Raw genomic sequence first — 24,880 nt, 5'->3', positions numbered from 1 at the left:
AGTCCGGAATGGAACTGGCGGTGGAAGCCGCGGCGCTGGGCAAGCGCTACGGCCGCACCTGGGCGTTGCGCGACTGCGCGCTGGAGGTGCCTGCCGGGCGGATCGCCGCGCTCGTCGGCCCCAACGGCGCGGGCAAGACGACGCTGCTGCACCTGGCCGTCGGCCTGCTGAAACCCGACGCGGGCGAGGTGCGCGTCTTCGGGCGGGCGCCGGGGGAAGCGCTGCCGGACATCGGGTTCGTCGCGCAGGACACCCCGCTCTACCGCGACTTCACCGCGGCGGAGCTGGTCACCATGGGCGGCAAGCTCAACCGCCGCCGCTGGGACGCCGCGCTGGCCCGCGACCGGCTCGCCGCGCTCGGCATCCCGCCGGACAAGCCGGTCGGGAAGCTGTCCGGCGGGCAACGCGCCCAGGTCGCGCTGGCACTGGCACTGGCCAAGCGGCCCCGGCTGCTGCTGCTCGACGAACCCATCGCCAGCCTCGACCCCCTCGCGCGCCGGGAGTTCATGCAGACGCTGATGGGTGCCGTGGCCGACAGCGAGACGACCGTGCTGCTGTCCTCGCACCTGCTCGCCGACCTCGAACGCAGCTGCGACCACCTGATCGTCCTGCAGTGGTCCCGCGTCCGGCTGGCGGGCGCGGTCGACGAGCTGCTCGCCGGCCACCGCACGCTCACCGGGCCGCGGGCCGGCAGCGAATCCATCGCCGGGGTGGCGGAGGTCGTCCGGGCGAGCCACACCGAACGCCAGTCGACGCTGCTGGTCCGCCGCGGCGACGGGCCGATCGATCCACTGTGGACGGAGCATGAAGTGACCCTGGAAGACGTGGTGCTGGCCCACCTCGCCGAGGCCGACGCCGAGACCCGCGTCCCGGCGTCCGCGTGGGGGGTGCCGGCGTGATCTGGCTGATCTGGCGGCAGCACCGCAAGCAGGTGCTGTTCACCCTCGCCGCACTGGCCGCGCTCGGCGCGCTGATGGTGCCCACAGGCCTGGCGATGCACGCGAAGTACGACAGCATGGGGCTGGCCGCCTGCCGGGCCGCGCTCGGCGGTGCGTCGATGATCACGCAGACCGACGCGGTTGCCCGCTGCGAAAACCTCGGCCACGAGTTCCAGCAGGAGTTCGGCGGCATGGTGTTCGTCGCCATCCTGTTCGTGGTCCTGCCGGTGCTGGTCGGCGTGTTCTTCGGCGCGCCGCTGGTCGCCCGCGAGGTCGAACAGGGCACCCACCGTCTGGTGTGGACACAGGGGGTGACCCGCCTGCAGTGGGCGCTGGCGAAGTTCGGGCTGGTCGGGGCGATGACCGCCGTGCTGGCGATCGGGTACGCGCTGGGCGTGTCGTGGTGGTTCCGGCCGCTGGTCAGCGCGGGCAACGGCCGGCTGGGCTACTTCTCGTTCGACGTGCAGGGGATCGTCCCGGTCGCGTACACGCTGTTCGCATTGGCGCTGGGCGTCTTCGCCGGGACGTACTGGCGGAAAGTCCTGCCCGCCATGGGGATCTCCCTGGTCGGCTTCGCGGTGGTCCGCATCGCGGTCGAGGTGCTCGCCCGGCCGCGGTTCCTGCCCGCGCAGAACCTCACGTTCGCGCCGGCCGGCGGGCAGACGCCGAACCCCGGGGCCGGCAACTGGGTGATGGACGTCGGTGTCCGCAACGCGGCCGGTGACCTCGTCCTGCCGAACGCCCAGCTCGGCCCGTGCCCGCCCGATGGCTGCTTCGACACCGTCGCCGGTCCCGGCGCGCAGAACTGGGTGCAGTTCCAGCCGGGGGACCGGTTCTGGCTCTTCCAGGGCATCGAAGCCGGGATCTTCGTGCTCCTGGCGGCGGTGCTCGTGCTCTTCGCTCTCCACCGGGTGCGCACGATCGCCTGACCGGGCCGCGGGTTCGTGAGTTTTCCACGGTCGCCGGCCGTGCTGCGGCCGATCGGGTGATCTGCCCGGGTAAGCGGGCGAACCCGCCCCGGAGTGCCGGTGCCGGGTCGTAAGGTCGCTTGCGGTGAGGGAGCACAACGGTTCTGCCGAGGGGCGCGCGGGGGATCCGGAACCGTGGCGGGTGTGCCTGTCGGACTCGTCGGGCCGGGCACTGGGCGCCGGGATGCTGCTGGGCGAAGCCACGGTGCTCACCTGCGCGCACGTGGTGCAGGCAGCCGGGGAGGAAGCGCTTTCGGGCGGGCCCGTGCTGGTGCGGTTCGTCGGCCTGACGGGCATGCCGGAAGCGCAGGCCACCGTGCGGCCCGGCTGCTGGGTGCCGCAGACGGACGACGGCCGGGGTGACATCGCCCTGCTCGACCTCGCCGAAGCGTTCCCGCACGTGCCCGGCGCCCCGCTGGTGCGCCTGGGTGCGGTGCGCGACCGGGTGGTCCACACCTACGGCTTTCCGGCGCCGCACCGGTACGGCGTCTGGGTGAACAACGCCGAGCTGGCCGGTCCGGCCGGCGCCGCCGGGGAGTGGATCCAGCTCAACTCGCCGCTGCCCGGCGAGCGGGTCCGGCGCGGCTTCAGCGGTGCCGGCGTGATCGACAAGGCGACCGGTGCCGTGCTGGGCATGGTGGTCACCGAGTACACCGACGAACGGGCCGGGCTCGCCTACCTGATCCCGGTCGAGGTGATCGTCCGGCACGTGCCGGACGTCGCCCGGTGGGTGGGCGAGCCGCCGCGGCCGCCGGCGGGACCGCTGATCGTGGTCATCGGCGACCGCGACTCGGCCGTCCGGCAGGGTTTCCTGGCGCAGGTGCGGCGCGAGCGCCGGGGATCCCGGATCTCCGGCGAGCGGCTCGACGCGATCGTGGACGCGACCGGCAAGACCACCGGCGAGGTGGCCGAGCACGTCAGTGCGGGCATCAGCACCGGCGAGGTGCTCACCGTCCTGGAGACCAACCCCGAGGACGTCGCGGTGGCGGTGACCGGCGTCGAAGACGCGCGGGCACCGGAGGAAGTGCTCACCGACGTGGTGCGGCCGCTGGTCGACAAGGGCGCCACCGTGCTGGTCCAGTTCAGCACGCCGGACTCGCCCGGGGTGCGGCTGGCGCGGCGCTGGGAGATCGAGCGCAACGCGCGGCGCCTGGACCGGCTGGCGCTGCTGGTCGAAATGGTGGAGCACGAAGAGGAACGCACGCGGGAGCGGGCCGCCCGGCTCGGTTCGCCGGTGGCGGTGCCCGGCGGTTCCGCGGACCTGCGCCTGCGGCTGGCCGCGCTGCGTTCGGCGGGCGAGCGGATCGAGCCGGGGCGCGTGCGGCGCGCGCTGGCGGCGACCGAACGCGACGCGGAAGCGGCCCGGTGGGAGCTGGTCCGGCTGTACGGCAGGCTCGACGCGCTGGCCGACCGGCACGACGAACTGCGCGGACGGCTGCGCGGCTACAACGCCAAGGCGACCGGCGCGGGCCTGATGGAGGACGAAGAGCTGGGCGAGCTGTACCGCGCGGCCATGGCGGTGCTGACCACGCGGCCGGCCGAACCGGAGGCGGCGGCCGAGCCGGTCGAGCGGTACGTGCGCGCGGTGCGCCGCAGGCTGGAGGGCGCGTGACGACCACGTGGTGCCACGGGCGGCCGGTCGGGCCCATCGGGTTCTGCGAGGTGTGCGGGCGCCGCCGGGTGCCGGTGGCACCGTCCGCCCCGTCGGTGCCGGCGCCGGAGAGCACCCACCGCAGTATCGAATTCAAACGCAGTGTCGAACTCTGGAGCGGCGAAGCGGACTTCCAGTCCCTGCCTGCCATCGAGGTGCCGGACCCGGAGAAGCTCGTCCTCGCCGACCCGGACTACCCCGAGCAGCACCGGTTCTGCGGCCACTGCGGGGAACCCGTCGGCCGCGCCTACGCCGGTGAACCGGCGTTCGCCGAGGGGTTCTGCGAGAACTGCGGCGAGCGCTTCTCCTTCCTGCCCAAGCTGAAACGCGGCGAACGGGTCGGTGACCGCTACGACGTCCTCGGCTGCTTCGCCCGCGGCGGGCTCGGCTGGGTGTACCTGGCCGCCGACACCGCGCTCGCCGGCCAGCACGTCGCGCTCAAGGGCGTGATCAACAGCGGCAACGCCGTGCTGCGCGCGCTCGCGCGGGTCGAGCGCGACGTGCTCGTCCGGCTCGACCACCCGAACATCGTGCGCATCAGCGACTTCGTCGAGCACCCGCCGCCCGGCGGCGGCGAGCCGGACACCTACCTGGTGATGGAGTACGTCGGCGGGCGGTCGCTGCGCGATCTCCTGCGGCAGGGGCCGCCGCCGCGGGTCGAGCACGTGATCGTCTACGGCCGGGCGATCCTCGGCGCGCTCGACTACCTCCACGGCGAAGGCCTGCTCTACTGCGACATGAAGCCGGAGAACGTGATCCACGGCGACAAGCGGGTCAAGGTCATCGACCTCGGCGCGGCCCGCCCGATCGGCGACCGGACCGGGCCGAGCGTCGGCACCGAAGGCTTCCAGGCACCGGCGCACGAGCTGGCCCGGCACGGCCTGACCGTGCGCTCGGACCTGCACACCGTCGGCCGGACGCTGCAGGTGCTGCTCGAAGCCGCGAGCGAAGACGTCGCCCCGGACCGGATCGCCGGCGGGCTGGACTCGCTGCACCGGGTGCTCGAACGCGCGGTCGCGCCGTTCGAGCGGCGGTTCGCCACGGCGTCGGAGACGGCCGAGCAGCTCGACGGCGTGCGCCGGGAAATCCTGTCGCTGCGCGACGAACGGCCGCGGCCGGTGCCGTCGGCGCTGTTCGAGGACACGGCGGAGCTGCTCGACGACGGCCTCGGCGCGGTACCCGGCCTCGACCACTGGGTCGCCGGCGAAGGGGCCGCCGGCCCGCTGGACCTCGGCCTGCCGGGCGCCGCCGACGGCGCGGGCCGGCTGCCGATCCCGCGGGTGGCGGCCGACGACGCCGCGGCCGAGTTCATCGCCATCGCGGGCGCGCCCGGGCCGCACCGCTGGCTGGACAAGCTCGCGATGTTCGGCGAGAGCTCGGTGGAGATCGCGTTCGCCCGGACGCGGGCGCTGGTCGCGCTGGGCGACGCCGCGGCGGCGGCCGCGGCACTGGCGAACGCCGAAGAGCAGCTGGGGGCCGAGGCCGCGCGCGACTGGCGGGCGGCCTGGCACCACGGCCTGCTGGCGCTGGCCCGCGAAGACGCCGAGCAGGCCGCGGCCGCGTTCGACCGGGTGCACCGCAGCTGGCCCGGCGAGATCGCGCCGAAGCTGGCGCTCGGGTTCTGCGCCGAACTGCGCGGGCACACCGCGCAGGCGGAACGCTGGTACCGCTCGGTGTGGCACCGCGACCACAACCAGGCCAGCGCGGCCTTCGGCCTGGCCCGCTGCTACCTGCGGACCGCGGGCCGCGATGCCGCGGTCGCCCTGCTGGACGCCGTTCCGCCGATCTCGCGCCACTACGACGCGGCGCGGATCGCGGCCGTGCGGATCCGGGCCGGGCGCCTGTCGTACGGGGCACCGGACCGGGACGACTTCGCCGACGCGGCGCGGCGGCTGCCCGAGCTCTACCTCGACCGGGAGGCGCAGGACCGGCTGGAGGCGCTCGTGCGCGAGGCCGCACTGGCCGCGCTGCCCGCACTGGCCGGGGAAATCGGCCCGTACGGCTGGGACGGCGGCGCGCTCCTCGGCGAGCGCGTCTCCGAACGCGGCCTGCGGTCGCTGCTGGAGCAGTCCCTGCGCCGGCTCGCCGAGCAGGCGGCCGACCGCGACGCCCACGGCGTGCTCGTCGACCTCGCGAACTCCGTCCGGCCGAAGACGAGAAGGTGATCGGATGCCCGACCCGGACCGCCCGTCGTTCACCCTCCAGCTGAGCCAGAACAAGTACCTGGCGCCGAGCGACGACCGGATGGACGTCGTCCTCACGGTGCGGGTGGGCGACGCCGGTGTCGCCGCGGCCGGGCCGCCGGCCACCGCCGAGCTGCTGCTGGTGGACTGCTCCAGCTCGATGGACTGGCCGCCGACGAAGATCGAGGCCGCGCGGCACGCCTGCCGGGCGGCGATCGGCTCGCTGCGGGACGGCGTGCTGTTCGGGGTCGTCGAAGGCACCGGGCGCGCCCGGCTGGTGTACCCGGCCGAGCCGCCGCTGGCGGTGGCCGGCGAGCGGACCCGCCGGGCGGCGAAGGCGGCGGCCGCCGGCCTGATCGCCGGCGGCGGCACCGCGATGAGCACGTGGCTGGACCTGGCCAGGACCCTGTTCGAGCAGACCCCGGCCGCGATCCGGCACGCCGTGCTGCTCACCGACGGCCGCAACGAATCCGAGCGCACGGGGGCGCTGGACGCCGCGCTCGACCGGTGCCGGGGGCAGTTCGCCTGCGATGCCAGGGGAATCGGGGACGACTGGGAGCCGCGGGAGCTGCAGCGCATCGCGTCGGTCCTGCGCGGCAGCGCGGACGCCGTGCTGGAGGACAGCGAACTCGCCGGCGACTTCCGGCAGCTGGTCGAGCGGGCGATGGGCCGGACCGTGCCGGACCTGCGGCTGCGGCTGACCACGATGCCCTACAGCAGGCTGCGCTTCGTCAAGCAGGTGTTCCCGGCCGAGGTGGAGCTCACCGGGCAGTGCCGGACCCGGGATCGCCTGGTCGAGCTGCCCACCGGCGCGTGGGGCGACGAGCTGCGCGAGTACCACCTCTGCCTCGACGTCGAGGCGGGGGAGCTGACGCGGTACGAGGACAGGCTGCTGGGCACCGTCACGCTCTTCGCGGGCGAGCCGGTCGGCGAGCCGCAGGCCGTCGTGGGGTACCTGACCGACGACCTCGCGCTGTCCAGCGTCCCGGACGACAACGTCGCCCGCGTCACCGGGCAGGCCGAGCTGGGCTGCGCGGTCCGGGCGGGCTGGGACGCGTTCGAGCGCGAAGACCGGGCGGTGGCGGCGCGCGAATGGGGCACCGCGGTCCGGCTCGCGACCGAGCTGGGCAACGCGGAGATCCTCAAGCGCCTGGGCCGGCTCGTCGACGTGCGCGACGACGGCGCCGTCACGATCAAGGACGGCGTACGCCCGCGCGATGGCTTCTCCCTGGTGCTCGGCTCGACCATCTCGACCTACACCGGGGCGGTGGAACCCGCCGCCGTCGCCGTGCCACCCGAACCCGGCGGGGCACCGCGCCAGTGCGTCCACTGTGGACACAAAGCGCGGCCGTCGGCGAAGCGGTGCGGGCACTGTGGTGAACCGTTCGAAGGCTCGCCGTCGTGACCGCGGTCAGCACGACCCGGCAGACCCTGTGGTGGCTGCGGCTGGGCCTGGTGGCCGGCAGCGTGCTGGTGCTCGGGACCGCGCTGGCGACCTTCCTCGGCGTCCGGTCCAGCATCGCCGAGGTGCGGGAGCGGACCGCGCCCGCGGTGCTCGAGGTGTCGCTGGCCAAGGAGGCGCTCGTGCACGCGCACGACGCGGCGGTGCGGGCCTTCGACCACGGCCAGGCGAAACTGACCGGGCCCAGCGAGCAGTACGAAGACGGAATCGCCCTCGCCAGCCAGCAGCTCGCGCAGGTCGCGGAGCACAACGCGGCCGGGGCACAGGGCAGCCGGACGCTCCAGCTGATCGAAGGGCTGCTGCCGGCGTACAACAGCTTCATCGGGCAGGCCGACGCCCACTTCCGCCAGGACACGGGCGGGCCGCTCGGCGCGAGCTACCTGCTCTCGGCGTCGGATCTGCTGACCGCGCCGGAAAACGGCATCCTCGCGCGGCTCGACACGCTCGAAGCCGCCCAGCGCGCCGCCCTCGACGTCCAGCTGGGCGCCGACTGGCTGGACCCCGCGATCACGGTGCTCTGGGCGCTGCCGCTGGCCGTCCTGCTCGGCACGCTGGCGTGGACCCAGCGGTTCCTCGCCCGGCGGTTCCGGCGCACCGTGAACGCCGCGCTGCTGGCCGCCACGGCGGCGTGCGTGCTGCTGGGCACGGGAACCGCGCTGCTGCTGGGCGTCCAGGCCGACGCGCGCGACAGCGCCGCCGCGCTGGAACGGACCGTGGACACCCGCTCCGCCGCCACCGCGGCGGTCGCCGGGGTGACCCGGTGGACGCTCGTCCAGGTACTGGCCGTCCAGTGCCCGGGAGGCGTGGCCGCCTGTGGCGACACGGTCGCCGCGTTCGCCGCGGCCACGCCCGTGCCGCCGACCGTCGGGGCCCAGCCGCCTCCCGAGGTCGACGAGGCGGCCCTGCTGGGGCCGGGGCTCACCGAACCCGGCTGGAGCGGCGTCCTCGGGTACGGCATCCCCCTGCTGGCCGCCGGGATCGGCGTCCTGGCGGTGGGTGGCCTGCAACCCCGCCTCGACGAATACCGGTTCCGCACGAGGAGAGCGTCGTGAATCGCTGTGCCGGCCTGGTGCTGGTCGTCGTCCTGCTGCTGTCCGGGTGTGCCGCCGGGAGCGGCACGGAGGTCGTGACGGTGCTGGGGCCGTGGACCGGCGACGAGCAGAAGGCGTTCCGGCAGGTGCTCGACGGCTTCACCCGGGAGACCGGGATCCCGGTGGACTACCAGGGCACCCGCGCGCAGAACCAGGTGCTGCGCGGCGACCTGCAGCAGGGCACCCCGCCCCACGTGGCGGTGCTGTCCAACCCGGCCGAACTCGCGGGGTACGTGGGCTCCGGCGACGTGAAACCCCTGGACGCCGTTCTCGACGCGGAGGTCCGCGCGGCCTACAGCCCGCAGTGGCGGCGGCTGCAGCAGCTCGGCGGCAACGCCGTGTACGCGGTGGTGGTGAAGGCCGACCTGAAGAGCATCGTCTGGTACACGCCCAAGTCGTTCCCCGGGCCGGTTCCGTCCACTTGGGACGAACTGGTGGCCGTGTCGCGGCGGCTGGCCGCGGCCGGGCAGCGGCCGTGGTGCCTCGGCATGGGCGCCCCGCCGAACTCCGGGTTCCCCGGCACGGACTGGCTCGAGGACATCCTGCTGCACCGCGCCGGGCCGGGCGTCTACAGCAGCTGGGCGGCGGGCCGGCTGGCCTGGACCGACCCCGCGGTCGCCGACGCGTGGCAGAGCTGGGGCGCGCTGGTGCCGGCGCCCGGCGGCGGCAGCACGGCGGCCCTGCTCACCTCGTTCGCCGACGCCGGCCGAGCCATGTTCGCCGACCCGCCCGGGTGCGCGCTGGAGCACCTCGGCTCGTTCGCGATCGGCGGGTACGCCGCCGTCCCGCGGCCGGCCGGGCCACCGGTACCCGACCGGGACTTCCGGTTCTTCCCGTTCCCCGGCGCCGGCGGTACCGGGCCGTCGGAGGTCTCGGCCGACCTCGCCGGGATGTTCCGCGACACGCCCGCCGCGCGGCGGCTCATGGCCTACCTGGCCGGGGCGGCGGGCCAGCGGATCTGGCCGTCCGGCGGGACCACGTTCTCGGTGCACCAGCGCCTCGTCGACGAGGACGTCTACCGCAGCGACGTCACCCGGCGGATCGCGACGACCCTCGCCAAGGGCGGCAACCTGTGCTTCGACGCGTCGGACCTGATGCCCGCGGCGATGACCAGCGCCTTCTACCAGGCGGTGCTGGAGTACCTGGCCGACCCGGCCCGGCTGCCCACCCTGCTCGACCAGCTGGACCGGGTCCGCCGGGACATCGGCCGGGACCAGTGGCTCGACCTGCCGTGCTGAGAATCGTCACTACCGAAGGAGATTTCGTGCAGGAGTTCGTGCGGTTCCCGCTGGCCGACGGCGGAACGGTCGTCGTCGAGGTCGAAGGGGAGCCGGGCCTGGAACGAGCCTCGGTGCCCTCGGGCGTGCTGCGCAAGGCGTCCACGACGTTCGAGCACGCGCTGGGCGAGGTCCGCACGGCCGCGGCCGCGGCGCTGGCCCAGTTCCGCAACCTGGGCCCGGACGAGGTCGAGCTCAAGTTCGGCGTCAAGCTCGACGCCCAGGCCGGTGCGGTGATCGCGCGCACCGGTCTGCAGGGCCAGTTCGAGGTCAAGCTGAAGTGGGTGCGCGAAGGGGCGGCGCCGTCCGAAGAAGCGCCCGCGGAACCGGAAGGGTGACGCGCTACGGCTTGTAGCCGACGATCCCCGCGACGCACCGGGCCGAGTCGCTCAGCGGCGTGAGCCGGGGACCGTCCGGCCACCACTCGTCGCAGACCGCCATGCCCGGTGCGGACGTCGCGTTCGGCTGCACGATCTCGAGGCCGGTCATCATCGCTTCGATCTCCGCGCGGGTGCGGAACCGGCCGGCGCCGAGCGGGCCGGAGACGAGGATCTGCTCGATGCGCTTGGCGATCGCAGTCAGCTCGGGCACTTCGGGGTCGAAGAAGTGCGACAGCACCACGTACGAGCCCGACGGCAGCGCGTCGATGTACTCGCGCATGATGTCGAAGACGCCGTCGCCCTCGCAGTGGTGCATCGTGCCCACCTGCAGCAGGGCGACCGGCTCGGTGAAATCGACGTGCGCCAGGACTTCGGGGTGCCCCAGCACTTCCTGCGGCTTGAAGATGTCCGCCTCGACCATGTGCGTGAAGTCGTTCTCGACGAGCAGCGCGCGGCCGTGGGCGAGGACCACCGGGTCGTTGTCGAGGTAGACGACCGTGTTGTCCTTGTCGATGCGCTGCACGATCTGGTGGGTGTTCTCGGCCGTCGGCAGCCCGGACCCGCAGTCGACGTACTGGCGGATCTTCGTCTGGCCGGCCAGCATCCGCAGCGCGCGGTTGTGGAAGCCGCGGTTGCCGCGGGCGATGTCCACCGCCTCCGGGACCGCGGCGCGGATCTTGTCCATCACCACGCGGTCGACCTCGTAGAAGTTGTTGCCGCCGAGGAAGCCGTCGTAGATCCGCGCGATGCTCGGTCGGGTCGGGTCGACCCCCACCGGCGTCTGGCTCGGGGACACGGACATGGCGACCTCGCAGGACTTCGGCGTGGCGTGGGGCCACCCAGAGTAGTAGGTCGCGTCCGCGCGGTGAACGCGAGGTGGTCCGCTCAGCCGCTGGGCCGGAGCCGCTGGTCCGGGATGTCGGCGGCGCGCTGGGCGCGCTCCCGGCGCAGCCGTTCGAGGTGCTGTTCGATCCGCCGGTCGAGGTCGCGCGCGGCCTCGGACAGGTCCGTCAGGTCGCGACGGGACCTCGGGCGCCCGGTGGCGGCCCCCGTGTCCCTTTCGTCCCCTGCCCTGTCCACTCCCGGCACCTCCCGGATCCGCCCTGGCTGCCTGCTCTTGGCGTTACTGCCCCATCGGGCGCTTGCCAAAACACGGGTCGGCGTGAGTCGGGGCACGCGGGCGGCCGTCCGGAGGAAAGCCCTGGTCACAATTTTGACCAGGTGGTAGAAATTGAGGAGCCGTGGCGGACGGCCGCCACCGGAGCTGGAGGAGCCGGCGATGAGCGTGCCTTCCGTGCAGCTGTACTCGGTCCGAGACGCCTTCGCGGCCGACCCCGCCGACACCCTGCGGCGGCTCGCCGCGATCGGGTTCACGCAGGTCGAGCCGTACGGTGTCGTCGAAAACGTCGAAGCACTGCGAACCGGGCTGCCCGCCACCGGCCTGACCGCCCCGACCGCGCACGCGCAGCTGCTCGGCACCGACCAGCACGCCGTGTTCGCCGCCGCGGCCGAGCTGGGCATCGGCCTGGTGATCGACCCGTTCGTGCCGCCGGAGCGGTGGCAGGAGGCGGCCGACATCGCGGCCACCGCCGACGGGCTCAACGCCGCCGCGAAGCTCGCGGCCGAGCACGGCGTCCGCGTCGGCTACCACAACCACTGGTGGGAACTGGAATCCCGGATCGACGGCCGCAGCGCCTTCGAGGTGTTCGCCGACCAGCTCGACCCGGCGGTCGCCCTCGAGGTCGACGCCTACTGGGCCACCGCGGGCGGCGAGGACGCCCCCGCCCTGCTGCGACGGCTCGGCGAGCGCGTGCGCGCCATCCACGTCAAGGACGGCGGGCTCGCCACCGACGCCACCGGCCAGGTCCCGGCCGGCCAGGGCCGCGTGCCGCTCGCCGAGGTCCTGGCCGCCGCGCCGGACGCCCTGCGCGTGGTGGAGTTCGACGCCTTCGACGGCGACCTCTTCGAGGCCCTCGCCGCCAGCCACGCCTTCCTGACCGGCGCGGACCGGTGACCGGCGGGCCGGTCGGTGTCGGCATCATCGGCACCGGCGTCATCAGCGGCACCTACCTCGAGAACCTCACCGCGTTCCCGGACGTCCGCGTGGTGCGGGTCGCCGACCTCGACACCGCCCGCGCGGCGGCGCGCGCGGCCGAGTACGGCGTGCCGCGCTCGGGCACCGTGGCCGAGCTGCTCGCCGACCCGGACGTCGAGCTGGTCGTCAACCTGACCATCCCGGCCGCGCACGTCGAGGTCGGGCTCGCCGCGCTCGAAGCGGGCAAGCACGTGTGGACGGAGAAGCCCCTCGCGCTCGACCGCCAGACCGGCCGCAAGCTCCTCGACCGCGCCCGGGAAAAGAACCTGCGGGTGGCCTGCGCGCCCGACACCGTGCTCGGCGCCGCGCTGCAGACCGCGCGCCACGCCGTCGACACGGGCCGGATCGGCCGTCCGCTGACCGCGCTGGCGCTGTTCCAGGTGCCGGGCCCGGAGCTGTGGCACCCGGCGCCGGAGTTCTACTTCCAGCCCGGCGGCGGGCCGCTGCTCGACATGGGCCCGTACTACCTGACGGCGCTGGTGCACCTGCTCGGCCCGATCCGGCGCGTCACCGGGGCCGGCGGGCGGGCGCGGGACACCCGGGTCGTCGGGTCCGGGCCGCGGGCGGGCACCGAGTTCCCCGTGTCGGTGGCGACCACGGTCACCGCGCTCGTCGAGTTCGAACGCGCGTCGGCCCAGCTGGTCCTGAGCTTCGACTCGGCGCTCAAGCGGCCGGCGCTGGCCGAGCTCACCGGCACGCTCGGCACCGCCGTGCTGCCCGACCCCAACCGGTTCGACGAGCCGACCCGGCTGCACCTGCTCGACCGGGACGAGCCGGAAGAGCTGGCGCCGCAGGGACATCCGGCTTCCCGCGGCACCGGCGCGCTGGAACTCGCGCGGGCCATCCGGGCCGGGGTGCCGGAACGCGCGTCGGGGGAGCTGGCCTACCACGTGCTCGACGCGATGCTGGCCATCGACGAGTCCATGACCCGCGGGCAGAGCGTGGAGGTCGCGAGCACGGTCGACGTCCCGCCGCTGCTGCCGGCGGGCTGGGACCCGTACGCGAAGACGCTCTAGAGCGGGACGGTGAGCAGGTTCTGCAGGTAGAAGCGCAGCGAGCCGACCAGGTCGACGTCGCCGGGCACGGTCAGCCACTGCACCTGCAGGCCGTCCATCAGGGCGATGAACGTCAGCGCCGCCAGCGCGGGCTCGACGCCGTCCCGCAGTTCGCCGCGGGCCGCGAGGGCGGCGAACGACTCGTGGACGCCGTCGCGGGCGGCCCGGTAGTGGCGCACGAAGTACTCGTGCGCCGGGTGGTCCGGGGCGACCGCTTCGGCGGCGAGCCGCGAGTAGAGGTCGACGATCCCGGGGTGGCGGACGTTGTGCTCGGCGAGCGCGACGAAGTGGCGCAAGACCGCGAGCCCGGGTGGCACGGTGAGCTGCTCGCGCTCGGAGTCCTCGGCGTCCCGGCGTTCGAGCACGGCGGCGAGCAGGGCTTCCTTGGTGGGGAAGTAGTACAGGAGGCCCGCGTGCGAGATCCCGACGCGCTTGGCGATCTCCCGCAGCGACGAGCCGTGGTAGCCGAGTTCGCCGTACGCCGCGGCCGCCGCCGTGATGATGTCCTCGCGGCGGATCCGGCCCTTCAGGTAGCCCCCGGTCACGGGGTCGCGGTGGTCTCGGCGGCGTGCACGGCACCATCATGCCGCAGCGATAGTTCGCACAAACCGCGTGATCGAACGAACAAAGCGATTGTGCGAATTCTCGCGGCTTGGGAGGATCGGGGCGTGAAAAGCGCGGAACGGCACCGGATGATCGTGGAGCGGTTGCGTGACGCCGAGCAGGTGGGCGTCGCCGAACTGGCCGCGGCGACCGGCGCGTCGGAGATGACCGTCCGCCGTGACCTCGACCAGCTGGCGTCCCGTGGCCTGGTGCGCCGGGTGCACGGCGGCGCGGTCCCGGCCACGCCGTCCGGGGTCGAACCGCCGTTCGCCGCCCGGGCCGCGACCGCGGTCGCGGCGAAGCAGGCCATCGCCGCCGCCGCGGCCGAGCTGATCCGCGACGGCGAGACGGTCGTCCTCGACAGCGGCACGACGGCGCTGGAACTGGCGCGGCTGCTGCGCGGACGCTCGATCACCGTGGTGCCCCTGTCCCTGCACGCGGCCCACGAGCTGGCGGCGGAACCCGGCGTCCGGCTGCTGCTGCCCGGCGGCGAAGCGCGGCCGGGAGAGCAGGCCCTGGTGGGCCCGCTGACGTGCGCGTCGCTGCGGTCGCTGCGGTTCGACATCGCCGTGCTGAGCCCGTGCGCGGTCGGCGTCGACTCCGGGTTCACCGCCTTCGACCTGGACGACGCCGAGGTCAAGCGGACCGCGCTCGACGTCTCGGCGCGGGCGGTCGTGCTCGCCGACGGCGCCAAGTGGGGCCGCGCCACGCTCGCCTGCATCTGTCCCGCCGACCGCGCCGACGTGGTCATCACCGATCCCGGCGCCCCCGAAGACCAGCGTGCCGCGCTGACCGAGCGCGGCGTGCTGGTGCACGTTGCTGTCCCCACCCCCACGGAGAGCCGATGACGACCGTCCTGTCCCGCCTGCGTGCCGCCCGGTTCGCGACCTTCATGTTCTTCGGCCTCAACGGCTTCGCGATGGGCATGTGGGTGGTGCACATCCCGAACGTCGAGCGCGCGACGGGCATCTCGCACAGCACGCTGGGCGCGCTGCTGCTGGTGCTCGGCGGCGCCGCGTTCCTGGGCATGCAGGTGGCCGGCCCGCTCGTCGACCGGCTCGGGCAGCGGCGGCTGGTGCCGGCCGCCGGGATCCTGCTCGGCCTCGCGGTGTGCCTGCCCGGGTTCGCGGATTCGTGGTGGGCACTCGGGTTGGCGCTGATCGGCTTCGGGTTCGGCAACGGTGCCATCGACGTCGGGATGAACGCCCACGCGGTCGTGGTGGAACGGGCCTACCCGCGCCCGATCATGGCGGCCTTCCACGCGATGTGGTCGATCGGCGGCGCGATCGCCGCGGTGATCGGCGCGGCGACGCTCGGCGCGGGCGTGCCCACCGGGGTCACGCTCACCGGCACCGGCCTGGTGTGTGTGCTGCTTTCCCTGGTGTCGGCGCGGTTCCTGATGGAGCCGGCCGCCTCGGGGGCCGCTGCCACTGTCGCTTCTGCTGACGACGATGACACCGCCGACGAGCCGGCCGCGCGCCGCCGGACCCCGGGTCGCACGGTGTGGCTGCTCGGCCTGCTGGCGCTGGCGCTGATGCTGTCGGAGGGCGTCGCGAACGACTGGGCCGCCCTGCACATGGAGAAGGTGCTCGGCACCTCGGCGTCGACGGCCGCGCTGGCGTACGGCGCGTTCGCGGTGGCGATGACGACCGGCCGGTTCCTCACCGACCGTGTCGCCGCCTGGGCGGGCCCGGCCGCGATCGTCCGCTACGGCGCCGTGCTGGCCGCGGTGGGGCTGACCGTGGCCGCGGCGGCGCCGTGGGTGCCGGTGTCCCTGGTCGGCTGGGCGCTGTTCGGCCTGGGCCTTTCGGGTGGCGTCCCGCAGCTGTTCACCGCGGCAGGCAACCTGGACACGCGGGCGTCCGGCGCGCTGATGGCCCGGGTGGTCGGCCTCGGCTACGTCGGCCTGCTGGCCGGCCCGGCGCTCATCGGCGGGCTGACGCACTGGATGCCGCTGAACGTCGCCTTCGCGGTGCCCGTGGTGCTGTGCGTGCTGGCGGCCCTGTTCGCCGGGGTGCTGAGCCCGAAGCCGGAACCGGTGGAGCAGCCCGTCGGGTGATCAGCCAGGGGCGCCCTCCCGCATGCGCCGGGCGAACTCGCGGGCCTCGGCCACGTGTTCGCGGTGCTTTTCGGCGGCCGTGGGCCGGAAGTCGCGGTCGCCGCCCGTGCCGGTTTCCTGTTCGCTCAGCTCGAGGTGCGTGAGGAACGCGACCAGCTCGGGGCGGGTCGTCTCCGCCGTGGCGAGCTGTTCCCGGACGTGCGGCGGGAACCCGCTGGAGTACCGCGCGCCGTGGTATTCGTCGACGACGCCGAGAAAGATCGCGTCGAGGTTCGGGAACGACGCCGGATCGACGACTTCGGCCGGGAGCGGTTCGGCGAGCGGCCGGCGTGCGCTGTTCCAGCAGTCCTGCTGGAGATCCAGCTCGACCAGCAACTGCGCCGCCCGCGAAGTGGCCAGCGCGGTCAGGCCGTCGTCGCCGATGACGTTGTCGTACAGGTTCAGCTGCCACAGCCCGGGCAGCGCGTCCCACACCGCCAGCGCCTGGGCGCCCGCCGTGCCGATGGTGTTGTAGGCCAGTGAAATCGCGGTCAGCGCGGGTGTCGGCCCGGACGACGTCAGTGCTCGGATCGCGTTGTCGTCGAGACCGCAGTCGGAGACGTCCACCGTGCGCACGGTGGGTGGGAGCGGGACGTCCGCGGGCCAGCCGGCCAGCCTGTTGCCGGACAGGTCCAGCTCGGCGAGGCTTGCCAGGCGTGCGGAGTGCAGGAGGGCGAGCAGTCCCTCGCTCCCGAGCCCGGTGGCGGACAGGTTCAGCGACTTCAGGCCGGCCGCATGGGGAGAGCCGGCCCAGGCGCGGGCGCCGTCGTCGCCGATCGGCTGGACGGCGGGCCGCGAGTAGTACGGCGAGCTGGTCCAGCCGGACAGGTCGAGGTGTGCCAACGCGGGGAACCGGACCTCGGCCGCCAGGTGCCGCGCGCCGGCTCCGGTCAGCTGGTTCCGGCTCAGGTCGAGGCGGCGCAGCCGTGGGAAGGACCCGGGGAACGCCGCGGCCGTCACGTCGGTCGCCACGACGTCGACGAGAGCCAGCTTTTCGAGGCGCTCGGGGTCGAGCGCGCCGAGCACGCGCGTGAGCGGGCCGTCGCCGAGGGGCAGCTGGGTGAGCGTCAGCTCGGTCAGCTGGGGGAGCAGGCCGGCGGTGGCCGCGACGCCGCGCGCGCCGAGGCCTTCGCGCCCCAGCCCCATCGGAGTTCCCTGCAGCGTCAGCGCTTTCAGCCCGGAGAGGTCGGCCTGCCCGAAGAAGATTTCGGCGGCTTCGTCGTCTTCGGCGATGACGTTGCCGAAGAACGGCTCCCACAGCGGCTGGCTTCCGTTGCGGCCACAGCGGAAGCCGATCGCCAGCCGCTCGACGCCGGCGAGCTCCGGGCAGGCCGCGAGGTCACGCGCTTCGCCGGCGCTGCACACGAGGACGTCGGCCGAGCGCAGCCTGGGGACGAGGTCCGAGCGCAGCAGGGACACCAGGTCGGGCGCGCGCAGCCCGGCGTGCCGCAGCCGCAGCGGCCGCCCGGCGGGCGGGCGGAACGGCGGTTTCTCGAAGTGCCACATGTCTTCGTGGATGTCGATGAGGTTCAGCGCCTCGAACCGCGCGAGGCCGGGCGCCGCCGCGAAGTCCGCGACCAGCTCGCCGTCCATCTCCGTGAGGAAGCCGATGCGCAGCGAGCGCAGGCTTTCCCAGTGCGGCAGATCGCGGACGACCGCCGCGAGCTGGTCGGCGGCGAACGAGCCGAGGTCGAGACCGGTGATCGCGCGGAACTCCGGCTGGGTGAGGGGATCCGGGAACGGCGGGTCGACCGTGCTGTAGTGCAAGGACTTCAGCGCGATCGAGCGCGCGAGTCGCCAGCCCGGCCGCGAGTGGCCCGCGTGCAACGCCGCGAGCCACGACCACGGCGCTTCCCGGACCTCGTCGGGCCAGACCGCGAGCCGTTGTTCGCACCGCTCGACGAGGGGCCCCGGGCTGCCGGCCCGGCCGAGGACGCCGCACAGCGCCCGGAACGCGAGCCGGCCCGGCGGTCCGTCCAGGATCCGCTCGATCTCCGCTTCGTGGTCGATCACGGACCCGACGTTAGCGGCCGGCACCGACAAAAACCGGATCAGCGGTGGTGGGCAACGGTTTCGTGGGCCTGATCCGCCCCGCGGGCCGGTTCCGTGTGGACGACGACCGCGGTGAGGCGCGGGATCGTGTGCAGCAGCCGGTGTTCCACCTCGTGGGCCAGTGCGTGGGCGGCCTCGATGGTCAGGCCGGCGGCCACCGTCACCGCCAGCTCGGCCCGCAGGTGGTGCCCGATCCAGCGCATCCGCAGGTCCCGCGCCCCGAGTACGCCGTCGACCTCGCGGGCCGTCCGTTCGGCCAGCTCGACCGACGCCGGGTCGACGGCGTCCAGCAGCCGCCGGAAGACTTCTTTGGCCGTGTCGCGCAGGACGAACAGGATGGCGACCGTGATCCCGAGCCCGACGATCGGGTCGGCGGCGGGAAAGCCGAACGCGACGCCCGCGGCCCCGCCGACGACCGCCAGCGACGTGAAGCCGTCCGTGCGGGCGTGCACGCCGTCGGCGACCAGCGCGGCCGAGCCGATCTCGCGGCCGACCTTGATCCGGTACCGCGCCACGAGTTCGTTGCCGGCGAAGCCGATCACACCGGCCGCGGCGACCACCCACGGGTGCGCGACCGGCTGCGGGTCGAGCAGCCGCACCACCGATTCGTAGCCGGCGATCGCGGCCGAAGCGGCGACGACGAGCACGACGACCACGCCGGCCAGGTCTTCGGCGCGGCCGAAACCGTAGGTGTAGCGCCGGGTCGCCGCCCGACGGCCGAGCAGGAAGGCCACCCCGAGCGGGACGGCGGTCAGCGCGTCGGCGAAGTTGTGGACGGTGTCGCCCAGCAGCGCGACCGAGCCGGTGAGCAGCACGAGCACGAGCTGCGCGACGGCGGTGACGAAGAGCGCGGCGAACGACCACCCGAGCACCCGCAGGCCGCGCCGGCTGGTTTCGAGGGCGCGGTCGACCCGGTCGGCGCTGTCGTGGCTGTGCGGCCGCCACCGCGAGTGGCGGTGCCCGTGTCCGTGTCCGGTCATGGGGCTGAGTCTATCTGCGCAAGCACGCAGATACGCAAGTAGTAAGGTTGTGGTCATGCACGCGTCGCTGCCGGAGTTCGACATGCCCACCGAAGAGCAGGTCCACCTGGCGGCGGAGTCGTTCCGCCTGCTGGCCGACCCGACCCGCATCAAGGTGCTGTGGGCCCTGCTCCAGGGCGAATCGTCGGTGGCCTGCCTGGCCGAGCTGGCCGGCGCCGCCCCGACGGCGGTCAGCCAGCACCTGGCCAAGCTGCGCCTGGCGGGCCTGGTGAAGGGCCGCCGCGAAGGCACGTTCGTCTACTACTCGGCGGCCGACAACCACGTCCGCGGCCTGCTGGCCCAGGCCCTGCACCACGCGGACCACGTGGACCGCGACATCCCCGCGGGCGACCACGCCCACCACCCGTGAACCGCTGATCGGCGTTTCCCCGGCCCGCCGCAGGGGGTAGCCCCTCTGGTGATCGCCGCCCGAATCGCGGGCGGTGCAGCGTGGCGGAGGGGATGACCGATGTCGACCGCACCCCCGGTGTCGCCCGAACCCGTCCAGCCCGATCCCGGCCTGCCTGATCCCGTCGTGCCCGACCCTGGCTTGCCCCATCCTGCTGTCCCTGATCCGGGGCCGCCCGGGCCGGGTCCGGACCCACTCCCGGACCCCGGCGTGCCCGTGCCGGACCCGGTGCCGCCCGAACCGAAGCCGGGACCCGAGCGAGATTAACTACGAGAGTCAGATCATATGAGTTCCATACAAACTTGTGTACCGTCGAGGCATGACAACAGCGCAGAGCTACCGCCGGCTGGTCAACACCGGCAACAAGATCGTCGTCGGACTGCAGCGCCTCGGCGTCGCCTTCGGTCCGATGCAGCTGCTCACCGTGCCCGGGCGGCGCACCGGCGTTCCCCGCACCTTCCCGATCGCGGTCAACCCGATCGACGGGCACCACTACGTCGTCCAGGCCTATCCGAAGGCGGCCTGGGTGGCGAACGTGCGGGCCGCCGGCGAGGTGACGCTCACCCGGGGCCGCCGCTCGTCGGCCGCGCGGCTGGTCGAGCTGCCGGTGGAGGAGCGGGGCCCGGTGCTGCGCCGGCTGGTCGAGACGAGCCCGGCGAGCGTGGGGAAGCGGTTCGTGACGACCGGCCTGGCCGCGGCGCCGACACCGGACGCCGTCGCGGCGGCCGCCGGCCACATCGCGGTCTTCCGGGTGGAACAGGGCTGACTCAGCGGCGTCGTTCGAGGGCGCGCAGCAGCTGCCGGGCCGCGCGGCGGGCCTCCGGAGCCGGGTGGATCGTGCGCTCGCCGTCCGGCTGGGGTGCCGGTGCGCCGGCGAGCAGTTCCACCAGCGCGACGGCGAGCTCGCGGACCTTGACGTTGCGCTCCTGGCTCGCCCGGCGCAGCGTGTGCCAGGCTTCCTCGGGGTCGCAGCGGCGGAGGGCGATGACGATGCCCTTGGCCTCCTCCAGCGCCGCGCGCGACTGCAGGAGCTCCAGCATCTGGTCGGTCCGGTCCGGCCGGGTCGCCTCGGCGACGACCAGTGCCATCGCGGCGAGCCGCTCGTGGCGCCGCAGCACGTCCAGGGTCTCTTCGGTGGCGGGCCGGTCGAGCGCCACCGACAGGACCAGCGTCCCTTCGGTGTCCCACGTCGAGGGCAGGGCCGCGATCCCGCGCACGCGCGGCCAGTACGCGGCGTGGGCGGGGTGGTGCTCCAGCAGGCCGCTCAGCGTCAGGTGCGGCCAGCGGTCGTCGGCGTAGACGTCCGCGGTCACCACCGGCTCGCCGGTGCGGCCCGCGGTCGGGACCGGCCCGCCGAACCTGTCCAGCTGGGCCGGGACCAGAGCCGCGGAGAGCCCGTGTGCGGCCGCCACGAGCGGGGGGCCGCCGCGGTGGTGCACGGACAACGCGGCGCCGAGTGCGCCCGGCACGTCGTCGGCGATCCGCGCGAGGAGTTCCTCCAGCAAGGAGCTGATTCCGTGCGTCGTGGGAATGACAGTCACCGCAAACCCTCCTCGGCGCGGTGGAGGCGGGGCCGGTGCACGCCGGCCCCGCCTCGATCGGAGGTCAGGCCTTGATCTGCTGGTGGTCGCCGGTGCCGTCGACCGCGATGCGCCGCGGCTTCGCCTTCTCGACGATCGGGATGCGGACGGTCAGCACCCCGGCGTCGTAGCTCGCGGTGATGTGCTCGGTGTCCAGGGTGTCGCCGAGGAACAGCTGGCGGGAGAACACGCCCAGCCGCCGCTCGGAAACGTGCATCCGGACGTCGTCACCGGTCGGCAGGGGCCGTCGCTCGGCCTTGACCGTGAGGACATTGCGCTCGACGTCCAGCTCGACGGCATCGGGATCGACGCCGGGGAGGTCGAAGCACACCACGAACTCGTCGCCGGAGCGGTAGGCGTCCATCGGCATCGCGGCCGGTTTCGACCAGGTGCCGGCACCGAAGACCTGCTGGGCGAGCCGGTCGAAGTCGCGGAACGGATCGGTGCGCATCAACATCGGGATCCACCTCCTGGATTTGACAGCTCTGGTGTCAACACGCGGGTCTGTTCTAGCATGTCGTCAAAACGATGACAAGATATGGGTCGTCGAAAGGATGACGCGATGGACGTAATCGACCCCACCGGCACGGTGCGCCGGATCCAGGAGGTGGTCACGGCCGCCCGGGCCGGGGCCGGTGACCAGGACCAGGTGCTGGCGGCGCTGACCGGCCTGCGGCTGCTGCGGGAGGAGCTGGCGCGCTGGGAACCGGAGCTGATCACGGCGGCCAGGGCGGCCGGCGCCAGCTGGGTGGCGCTCGCGCCCGCGCTGGGCGTCGCCAGCCGCCAGGCCGCCGAACGGCGTTACCTGCGGCTGCAGCCGTCGCACACGGGCGAGAAGACCGGCGAGGCGCGGGTCGACGCGGAACGTGACCGGCGCGCGGGCGACCGGGCGGTCGCCGACTGGGCCCGGCGCAACTCCGCCATCCTGCGCCAGCTCGCCGGCCGGGTCAGCGCGCTCGACGGGCTGGGGCCCGCCGCGCAGGAGAGCGCCGACCGCCTCGGCGCGGCCCTCGGCGACGACGACCCGGCGACGCTGCTCCCGCCGCTGGCCGCCGCCCGGCCGCACCTGACCGGCGCGCTGGCCGAGCAGCTCGGGGAGATCTCCGCCCACACCGACCAGCTGCGCCGGGACGCCGCCGGCAACCGCCGCGCCCGGGAGTGACCGGGTTTGCCCGGCCGCGTGCCGGGCACCCGCGGCGGGAGCGACGGAAGGACGGTGCCGCCATGACCGCCGAACCCCCGGATCCGGATCCCCGCCGGACCCCGGACCTCGACCCCGGGGGCGGGGTGCCCCCGGGCAGCACGCCGCCCGACTCCGCCCAGACGTCGGGCCTGTCCCACCCGCAGCCGATGCCGTCGAAGGCGATGCCGGTGCTGTGGCTGGTCCTCACCGGCGTGCTCGTGCTGATGGTCGCCGGACTCGTGATCGCGCTGGCCGTCGGCTGGTTGCGTATCTGAGATCCGGGTACCCGCGAAGCATGGACGACACCCCTGACCGGACCGAAACCCGGGCCGAGCTGCTGCCCGAAGAACAGGCCGTCGACAGCGCGGACCCCGAGGGCCAGGCCCGCGAGGTCCTGCGCGACTCCGACCGCCGCACCGAGCACCCGGAGGCGACGCTGGGGCGCCGCAAGCCCGAGGACACGGTCTAGACGAGTAATGCGTAAGTCTGGGTGGTGGCTGGAGATGGGCGAAGGGTGTTCAAGATCGGTTTGTGACGACAGACCTGAACACCCTTCTCACCGCACTCTACGTCAAGATCGACGACCACCTCGCCGGCAGGCGGCGGGTGGGCAGGCCGCCGAAGCTGACCGACGCGGAGCTGGTGACCTTGGCCGTGGCCCAGGCGTTGCTGGGGTTCACCTCCGAGGCCCGCTGGCTGCGGTTCCTGCCCGCCCGGATGCCCGGCGCGTTCCGCTATCTGCCTGGCCAGTCCGGCTACAACCGTCGGCTGCGTGCCGCGTTGCCGCTGGTCAAGCAGGTCATGCGCTGGCTGGCGGCGGACACCGACCTGTGGACCGACACCACCTGGATCGTGGACTCCACCCCGGTCGAATGCGGTCGCTCCCGACCCACGGTCCAGCGTTCGGAGTTGGCCGGCTGGGCAAAGTATGGCTTCTGCCGCTCCCACTCGCGCTGGTTCTGGGGACTGCGGCTGCATCTGGTCTGCACCCCGGCCGGACTCCCGGTCGCCTGGGCGCTGGCCGACCCGAAGGTCGACGAGCGGCAGGTGCTCATGGCCATCTGCGACCACGAACCCCACCTGCTCACCGAACGTCCGGGGCTGCTGATCATCGCCGACAAGGGCTACGTCTCCGCGGAACTGGACCGCTTCCTGGCCGAGCGCGGGGTCCGGCTGATCCGGCCGTCCTACCGCAACCGCAAGCCGCATCCCGGTGAGCCGCTGCTCAAGTCCATCCGCCAGCTCATCGAGTCGGTCAACGACACCCTCAAGGGCCAGCTGAACCTGGAACAGCACGGTGGACGCACCATCGAAGGCGTCGGCGTCCGCGTCGCCCAACGCCTCCTGGCCCTCACCGCCGCCATCTGGCACAACCGCGCCACCGGCCAACCCATCACCCGATCACTGACCGCCTACGACCACTGACCGAGTTACGCATTACTCGTCTAGCCGCCGCCGCGGAAGTTCTCCTGCGCGCCCGGGTGTCCCGGCCGCGCCTTCGCGTCGTCGTCTTCCAACGGCCCGTCGGGTTCTTCGCGGGGCGGCTCGTCCACGGGATTCCCGCTCGAGTCGACTTCGCCGGTCTCGTCGTGCGGCTGCGACATCGCTCCTCCTTGCAGGTGGCCTTCCTTCGCGGCTACCCGGCGGACACCGGCGTCAACCGCTCCTCGCCGCGCAGCTGCAGGACCGCGACCAAGCCGAGCGCGGCCACGACGGCGAAGAACCAGAAGCCCCACGGGTAGGCGATACCGGCGGTGACCAGCGCCCCGGTGACGAACGGGCCGAGGATCGAGCCCAGCCTGCCGACCGCCGACGTCAGCCCGAGCGCGGTGCCCCGTGCCGACGCCGGGAACGCGTGGGCGACGTAGCCGTAGATCAGCACCTGCGCGGAGAACACGAACACGCCGGTGAGCAGCACGACCGCGTTGAGCAGGACGGCGTTGCCGATCTTCAGGCTCAGCGCGGCGAGCAGCACCGCGCCGGCGCCGAACCAGATCCGCGCGATCGGCCGGATGCCGAAGCGGTCGGCGATCGTGCCGGCCAGCACCAGCCCGAGCACCGCGCCGATGTTGAGCACCAGCAGCAGGGTGATCGACGTCGAGATCGGGTAGCCCGCCGTCCGCATCAGCTGCGGCAGCCACGTGTTGAGCCCGTAGACCAGCAGCAGGCCCATGAACGACCCGGTCCACACGGCGATGCTGATCCGCCGGAACCTCCCGCCCAGCAGGTCCTTCAGCGCCACGCGCTCGGGCTCCTCCCGGGCGGCGAGGTAGGCGGCGGACTCCGGCAGCCGCCACCACATCAGCGGCACGGCCAGCAGCCCGGCGATCCCGCCGCCGTAGAACAGCAGGTGCCAGTTCTCCTGCGCGGACAGCGCGAGGACCGACGTCAGCACCGCGCCGACGTGGTAACCGGTCATGGTGAACGTGCTCGCGCTGGCGCGCCGCCGGGCGGGCAGGTTCTCCGACATGACCGTGAGCGCCACCGGCATGCACGCGCCGAGGCCGAGCCCGGCGGCGAACCGGAACACGCCGAACGTCGCCACGTTCGGCGCGAGCGGCGTCAGCAGGGTGAACAGCGAGAACAGCAGGACCGAGCCGATCAGCAGCACGCGGCGGCCGAAGCGGTCGGTGAGCGGGCCGAGGAACGCCGCGCCGACGGCCACGCCGATCAGCGACACCGTGGCGACCGCGGTCGCGCCGGCCGCGGTGAAGCCGAGGTGGCCGCTCTTGAGCAGGGTCGGGATGGTGGCGCCGAGCGCGACCAGGTCGTAGCCCTCGAGCAGGACGGTCAGCCAGCAGAGGACCGCCGTCCATGCGGACGTCTTCATCGTCGT

The 24,880-nt window shown here is 73.6% G+C and carries 27 protein-coding genes; 18 read left to right on the top strand and 9 right to left on the bottom strand.

Features of this window, described 5'->3' with window-relative positions:
• Positions 1-8 precede the first annotated feature (8 nt).
• From BLW76_RS32715 to BLW76_RS32680, 8 genes are all read left to right on the top strand, one after another.
• Positions 9-899, top strand: coding sequence for an ABC transporter ATP-binding protein (locus BLW76_RS32715; RefSeq protein ID WP_091314707.1), 891 nt, complete (start codon positions 9-11; stop codon positions 897-899).
• On the top strand, positions 896-1,867 hold the full coding sequence (locus BLW76_RS32710) for an ABC transporter permease (protein WP_091320165.1): 972 nt from the start codon (positions 896-898) through the stop codon (positions 1,865-1,867). Before BLW76_RS32715 ends, BLW76_RS32710 begins: the two co-directional genes overlap by 4 nt.
• A 124-nt stretch (positions 1,868-1,991) precedes the next feature.
• Positions 1,992-3,518 carry a trypsin-like peptidase domain-containing protein gene (locus BLW76_RS32705; protein WP_244170432.1) on the top strand — a complete coding sequence of 509 codons (1,527 nt, stop codon included), beginning with the start codon at positions 1,992-1,994 and terminating at the stop codon, positions 3,516-3,518.
• The gene (locus tag BLW76_RS32700) at positions 3,515-5,722 is read left to right on the top strand and encodes a serine/threonine-protein kinase (protein WP_091314703.1); all 2,208 of its coding nucleotides are present in this window, start codon (positions 3,515-3,517) and stop codon (positions 5,720-5,722) included. The genes BLW76_RS32705 and BLW76_RS32700 overlap by 4 nt, the downstream gene beginning before the upstream one ends.
• Positions 5,723-5,726: 4 nt before the next feature.
• Positions 5,727-7,145 (top strand): VWA domain-containing protein, encoded by a 1,419-nt coding sequence (locus BLW76_RS32695; RefSeq protein ID WP_091314700.1) that lies wholly within the window; start codon positions 5,727-5,729, stop codon positions 7,143-7,145.
• Positions 7,142-8,254, top strand: a complete 1,113-nt coding sequence (locus BLW76_RS32690) for a hypothetical protein (RefSeq protein ID WP_091314699.1) — start codon at positions 7,142-7,144, stop codon at positions 8,252-8,254. The genes BLW76_RS32695 and BLW76_RS32690 overlap by 4 nt, the downstream gene beginning before the upstream one ends.
• Positions 8,251-9,531 (top strand): ABC transporter substrate-binding protein, encoded by a 1,281-nt coding sequence (locus tag BLW76_RS32685; RefSeq protein ID WP_091314696.1) that lies wholly within the window; start codon positions 8,251-8,253, stop codon positions 9,529-9,531. The genes BLW76_RS32690 and BLW76_RS32685 overlap by 4 nt, the downstream gene beginning before the upstream one ends.
• A gap of 26 nt (positions 9,532-9,557) precedes the next feature.
• Positions 9,558-9,908, top strand: a complete 351-nt coding sequence (locus BLW76_RS32680) for a CU044_2847 family protein (RefSeq protein WP_091314694.1) — start codon at positions 9,558-9,560, stop codon at positions 9,906-9,908.
• Between the two features lie 4 nt (positions 9,909-9,912).
• On the opposite strand, the gene BLW76_RS32675 is transcribed toward BLW76_RS32680, so the two are convergent.
• Both BLW76_RS32675 and BLW76_RS32670 read right to left on the bottom strand, forming a co-directional pair.
• Positions 9,913-10,752 carry an SAM-dependent methyltransferase gene (locus BLW76_RS32675; RefSeq protein WP_091314692.1) on the bottom strand — a complete coding sequence of 280 codons (840 nt, stop codon included), beginning with the start codon at positions 10,750-10,752 and terminating at the stop codon, positions 9,913-9,915.
• 83 nt (positions 10,753-10,835) lie between these two features.
• Entirely contained in the window at positions 10,836-11,030 is a 195-nt protein-coding gene (locus BLW76_RS32670) for a hypothetical protein (protein WP_091314689.1), read from the bottom strand.
• A 199-nt stretch (positions 11,031-11,229) separates the two neighbouring features.
• Between BLW76_RS32670 and BLW76_RS32665 the strand changes: the two genes are divergently transcribed.
• Positions 11,230-11,964: a sugar phosphate isomerase/epimerase family protein gene (locus BLW76_RS32665; RefSeq protein ID WP_091314687.1), complete on the top strand. Its 735-nt coding sequence runs from the start codon at positions 11,230-11,232 to the stop codon at positions 11,962-11,964.
• Entirely contained in the window at positions 11,961-13,061 is a 1,101-nt protein-coding gene (locus tag BLW76_RS32660; protein ID WP_091314684.1) for a Gfo/Idh/MocA family protein, read from the top strand. Before BLW76_RS32665 ends, BLW76_RS32660 begins: the two co-directional genes overlap by 4 nt.
• Here the strand turns inward: BLW76_RS32660 and BLW76_RS32655 are convergent.
• Positions 13,058-13,645 carry a TetR/AcrR family transcriptional regulator gene (locus BLW76_RS32655; RefSeq protein ID WP_091314682.1) on the bottom strand — a complete coding sequence of 196 codons (588 nt, stop codon included), beginning with the start codon at positions 13,643-13,645 and terminating at the stop codon, positions 13,058-13,060. The genes BLW76_RS32660 and BLW76_RS32655 overlap by 4 nt on opposite strands.
• A gap of 147 nt (positions 13,646-13,792) precedes the next feature.
• Here BLW76_RS32655 and BLW76_RS32650 point away from each other — a divergent pair, with 147 nt between their 5' ends.
• Complete coding sequence (locus BLW76_RS32650) at positions 13,793-14,551, top strand: DeoR/GlpR family DNA-binding transcription regulator (RefSeq protein WP_091320163.1); 759 nt, start codon at positions 13,793-13,795, stop codon at positions 14,549-14,551.
• Positions 14,548-15,762: an MFS transporter gene (locus tag BLW76_RS32645; RefSeq protein WP_091314677.1), complete on the top strand. Its 1,215-nt coding sequence runs from the start codon at positions 14,548-14,550 to the stop codon at positions 15,760-15,762. Before BLW76_RS32650 ends, BLW76_RS32645 begins: the two co-directional genes overlap by 4 nt.
• Here the strand turns inward: BLW76_RS32645 and BLW76_RS32640 are convergent, their stop codons facing one another.
• Both BLW76_RS32640 and BLW76_RS32635 read right to left on the bottom strand, forming a co-directional pair.
• The gene (locus tag BLW76_RS32640) at positions 15,763-17,814 is read right to left on the bottom strand and encodes a leucine-rich repeat domain-containing protein (protein WP_091320160.1); all 2,052 of its coding nucleotides are present in this window, start codon (positions 17,812-17,814) and stop codon (positions 15,763-15,765) included.
• Positions 17,815-17,852: 38 nt separating this feature from the next.
• Positions 17,853-18,833, bottom strand: a complete 981-nt coding sequence (locus BLW76_RS32635) for a cation diffusion facilitator family transporter (protein WP_091314675.1) — start codon at positions 18,831-18,833, stop codon at positions 17,853-17,855.
• 55 nt (positions 18,834-18,888) lie between these two features.
• Between BLW76_RS32635 and BLW76_RS32630 the strand changes: the two genes are divergently transcribed.
• Both BLW76_RS32630 and BLW76_RS32620 read left to right on the top strand, forming a co-directional pair.
• Positions 18,889-19,242 (top strand): ArsR/SmtB family transcription factor, encoded by a 354-nt coding sequence (locus BLW76_RS32630; protein WP_091314673.1) that lies wholly within the window; start codon positions 18,889-18,891, stop codon positions 19,240-19,242.
• Between the two features lie 358 nt (positions 19,243-19,600).
• Positions 19,601-20,047: a nitroreductase family deazaflavin-dependent oxidoreductase gene (locus BLW76_RS32620; protein WP_244170431.1), complete on the top strand. Its 447-nt coding sequence runs from the start codon at positions 19,601-19,603 to the stop codon at positions 20,045-20,047.
• A 1-nt stretch (position 20,048) separates the two neighbouring features.
• Here the strand turns inward: BLW76_RS32620 and BLW76_RS32615 are convergent, their stop codons facing one another.
• Together BLW76_RS32615 and BLW76_RS32610 are read right to left on the bottom strand one after the other, a co-directional pair.
• Positions 20,049-20,822 carry an ANTAR domain-containing protein gene (locus tag BLW76_RS32615; RefSeq protein WP_091314667.1) on the bottom strand — a complete coding sequence of 258 codons (774 nt, stop codon included), beginning with the start codon at positions 20,820-20,822 and terminating at the stop codon, positions 20,049-20,051.
• 64 nt (positions 20,823-20,886) lie between these two features.
• Positions 20,887-21,318, bottom strand: a complete 432-nt coding sequence (locus BLW76_RS32610; protein WP_091314666.1) for an Hsp20/alpha crystallin family protein — start codon at positions 21,316-21,318, stop codon at positions 20,887-20,889.
• Between the two features lie 105 nt (positions 21,319-21,423).
• Here BLW76_RS32610 and BLW76_RS32605 point away from each other — a divergent pair, with 105 nt between their 5' ends.
• The 4 genes from BLW76_RS32605 to BLW76_RS32595 all read left to right on the top strand — a co-directional run bounded on the left by BLW76_RS32605 (position 21,424) and on the right by BLW76_RS32595 (position 23,469).
• A complete protein-coding gene (locus BLW76_RS32605) occupies positions 21,424-22,023 on the top strand; it encodes an HSP18 transcriptional regulator (RefSeq protein ID WP_091314663.1) in 600 nt (199 codons plus the stop codon).
• Between the two features lie 62 nt (positions 22,024-22,085).
• Entirely contained in the window at positions 22,086-22,319 is a 234-nt protein-coding gene (locus tag BLW76_RS32600) for a DUF6480 family protein (protein WP_091314661.1), read from the top strand.
• Positions 22,320-22,339: 20 nt separating this feature from the next.
• Complete coding sequence (locus BLW76_RS48905; RefSeq protein WP_167344367.1) at positions 22,340-22,513, top strand: hypothetical protein; 174 nt, start codon at positions 22,340-22,342, stop codon at positions 22,511-22,513.
• Positions 22,514-22,575: 62 nt separating this feature from the next.
• Positions 22,576-23,469, top strand: coding sequence for an IS982 family transposase (locus BLW76_RS32595; protein ID WP_091304040.1), 894 nt, complete (start codon positions 22,576-22,578; stop codon positions 23,467-23,469).
• Between the two features lie 20 nt (positions 23,470-23,489).
• Here the strand turns inward: BLW76_RS32595 and BLW76_RS48900 are convergent, their stop codons facing one another.
• Positions 23,490-23,648, bottom strand: a complete 159-nt coding sequence (locus tag BLW76_RS48900) for a hypothetical protein (protein WP_167384810.1) — start codon at positions 23,646-23,648, stop codon at positions 23,490-23,492.
• Between the two features lie 32 nt (positions 23,649-23,680).
• On the bottom strand, positions 23,681-24,874 hold the full coding sequence (locus BLW76_RS32590; RefSeq protein WP_091314659.1) for an MFS transporter: 1,194 nt from the start codon (positions 24,872-24,874) through the stop codon (positions 23,681-23,683).
• Positions 24,875-24,880: the final 6 nt, after the last annotated feature.

The sequence above is a fragment of the Amycolatopsis tolypomycina genome, assembly GCF_900105945.1.
Classification (GTDB): domain Bacteria; phylum Actinomycetota; class Actinomycetes; order Mycobacteriales; family Pseudonocardiaceae; genus Amycolatopsis; species Amycolatopsis tolypomycina.
The sequence above is the reverse complement of the archived record's forward strand: the minus strand, read 5'-3'. Positions and strand labels throughout refer to the sequence as shown.

What these genes read in the sequence shown, in the direction of transcription:
- BLW76_RS32635 (WP_091314675.1), bottom strand. Translation starts at nt 18,833, where the DNA reads ATGACCGGACACGGACACGGGCACCGCCACTCGCGGTGGCGGCCGCAC.
- BLW76_RS32675 (WP_091314692.1), bottom strand. Translation starts at nt 10,752, where the DNA reads ATGTCCGTGTCCCCGAGCCAGACGCCGGTGGGGGTCGACCCGACCCGA.
- BLW76_RS32605 (WP_091314663.1), top strand. Translation starts at nt 21,424, where the DNA reads ATGGACGTAATCGACCCCACCGGCACGGTGCGCCGGATCCAGGAGGTG.
- BLW76_RS32665 (WP_091314687.1), top strand. Translation starts at nt 11,230, where the DNA reads ATGAGCGTGCCTTCCGTGCAGCTGTACTCGGTCCGAGACGCCTTCGCG.
- BLW76_RS48900 (WP_167384810.1), bottom strand. Translation starts at nt 23,648, where the DNA reads ATGTCGCAGCCGCACGACGAGACCGGCGAAGTCGACTCGAGCGGGAAT.
- BLW76_RS32650 (WP_091320163.1), top strand. Translation starts at nt 13,793, where the DNA reads ATGATCGTGGAGCGGTTGCGTGACGCCGAGCAGGTGGGCGTCGCCGAA.
- BLW76_RS32620 (WP_244170431.1), top strand. Translation starts at nt 19,601, where the DNA reads ATGACAACAGCGCAGAGCTACCGCCGGCTGGTCAACACCGGCAACAAG.
- BLW76_RS48905 (WP_167344367.1), top strand. Translation starts at nt 22,340, where the DNA reads ATGGACGACACCCCTGACCGGACCGAAACCCGGGCCGAGCTGCTGCCC.
- BLW76_RS32715 (WP_091314707.1), top strand. Translation starts at nt 9, where the DNA reads ATGGAACTGGCGGTGGAAGCCGCGGCGCTGGGCAAGCGCTACGGCCGC.
- BLW76_RS32695 (WP_091314700.1), top strand. Translation starts at nt 5,727, where the DNA reads ATGCCCGACCCGGACCGCCCGTCGTTCACCCTCCAGCTGAGCCAGAAC.
- BLW76_RS32630 (WP_091314673.1), top strand. Translation starts at nt 18,889, where the DNA reads ATGCACGCGTCGCTGCCGGAGTTCGACATGCCCACCGAAGAGCAGGTC.
- BLW76_RS32610 (WP_091314666.1), bottom strand. Translation starts at nt 21,318, where the DNA reads ATGTTGATGCGCACCGATCCGTTCCGCGACTTCGACCGGCTCGCCCAG.
- BLW76_RS32600 (WP_091314661.1), top strand. Translation starts at nt 22,086, where the DNA reads ATGACCGCCGAACCCCCGGATCCGGATCCCCGCCGGACCCCGGACCTC.
- BLW76_RS32645 (WP_091314677.1), top strand. Translation starts at nt 14,548, where the DNA reads ATGACGACCGTCCTGTCCCGCCTGCGTGCCGCCCGGTTCGCGACCTTC.
- BLW76_RS32590 (WP_091314659.1), bottom strand. Translation starts at nt 24,874, where the DNA reads ATGAAGACGTCCGCATGGACGGCGGTCCTCTGCTGGCTGACCGTCCTG.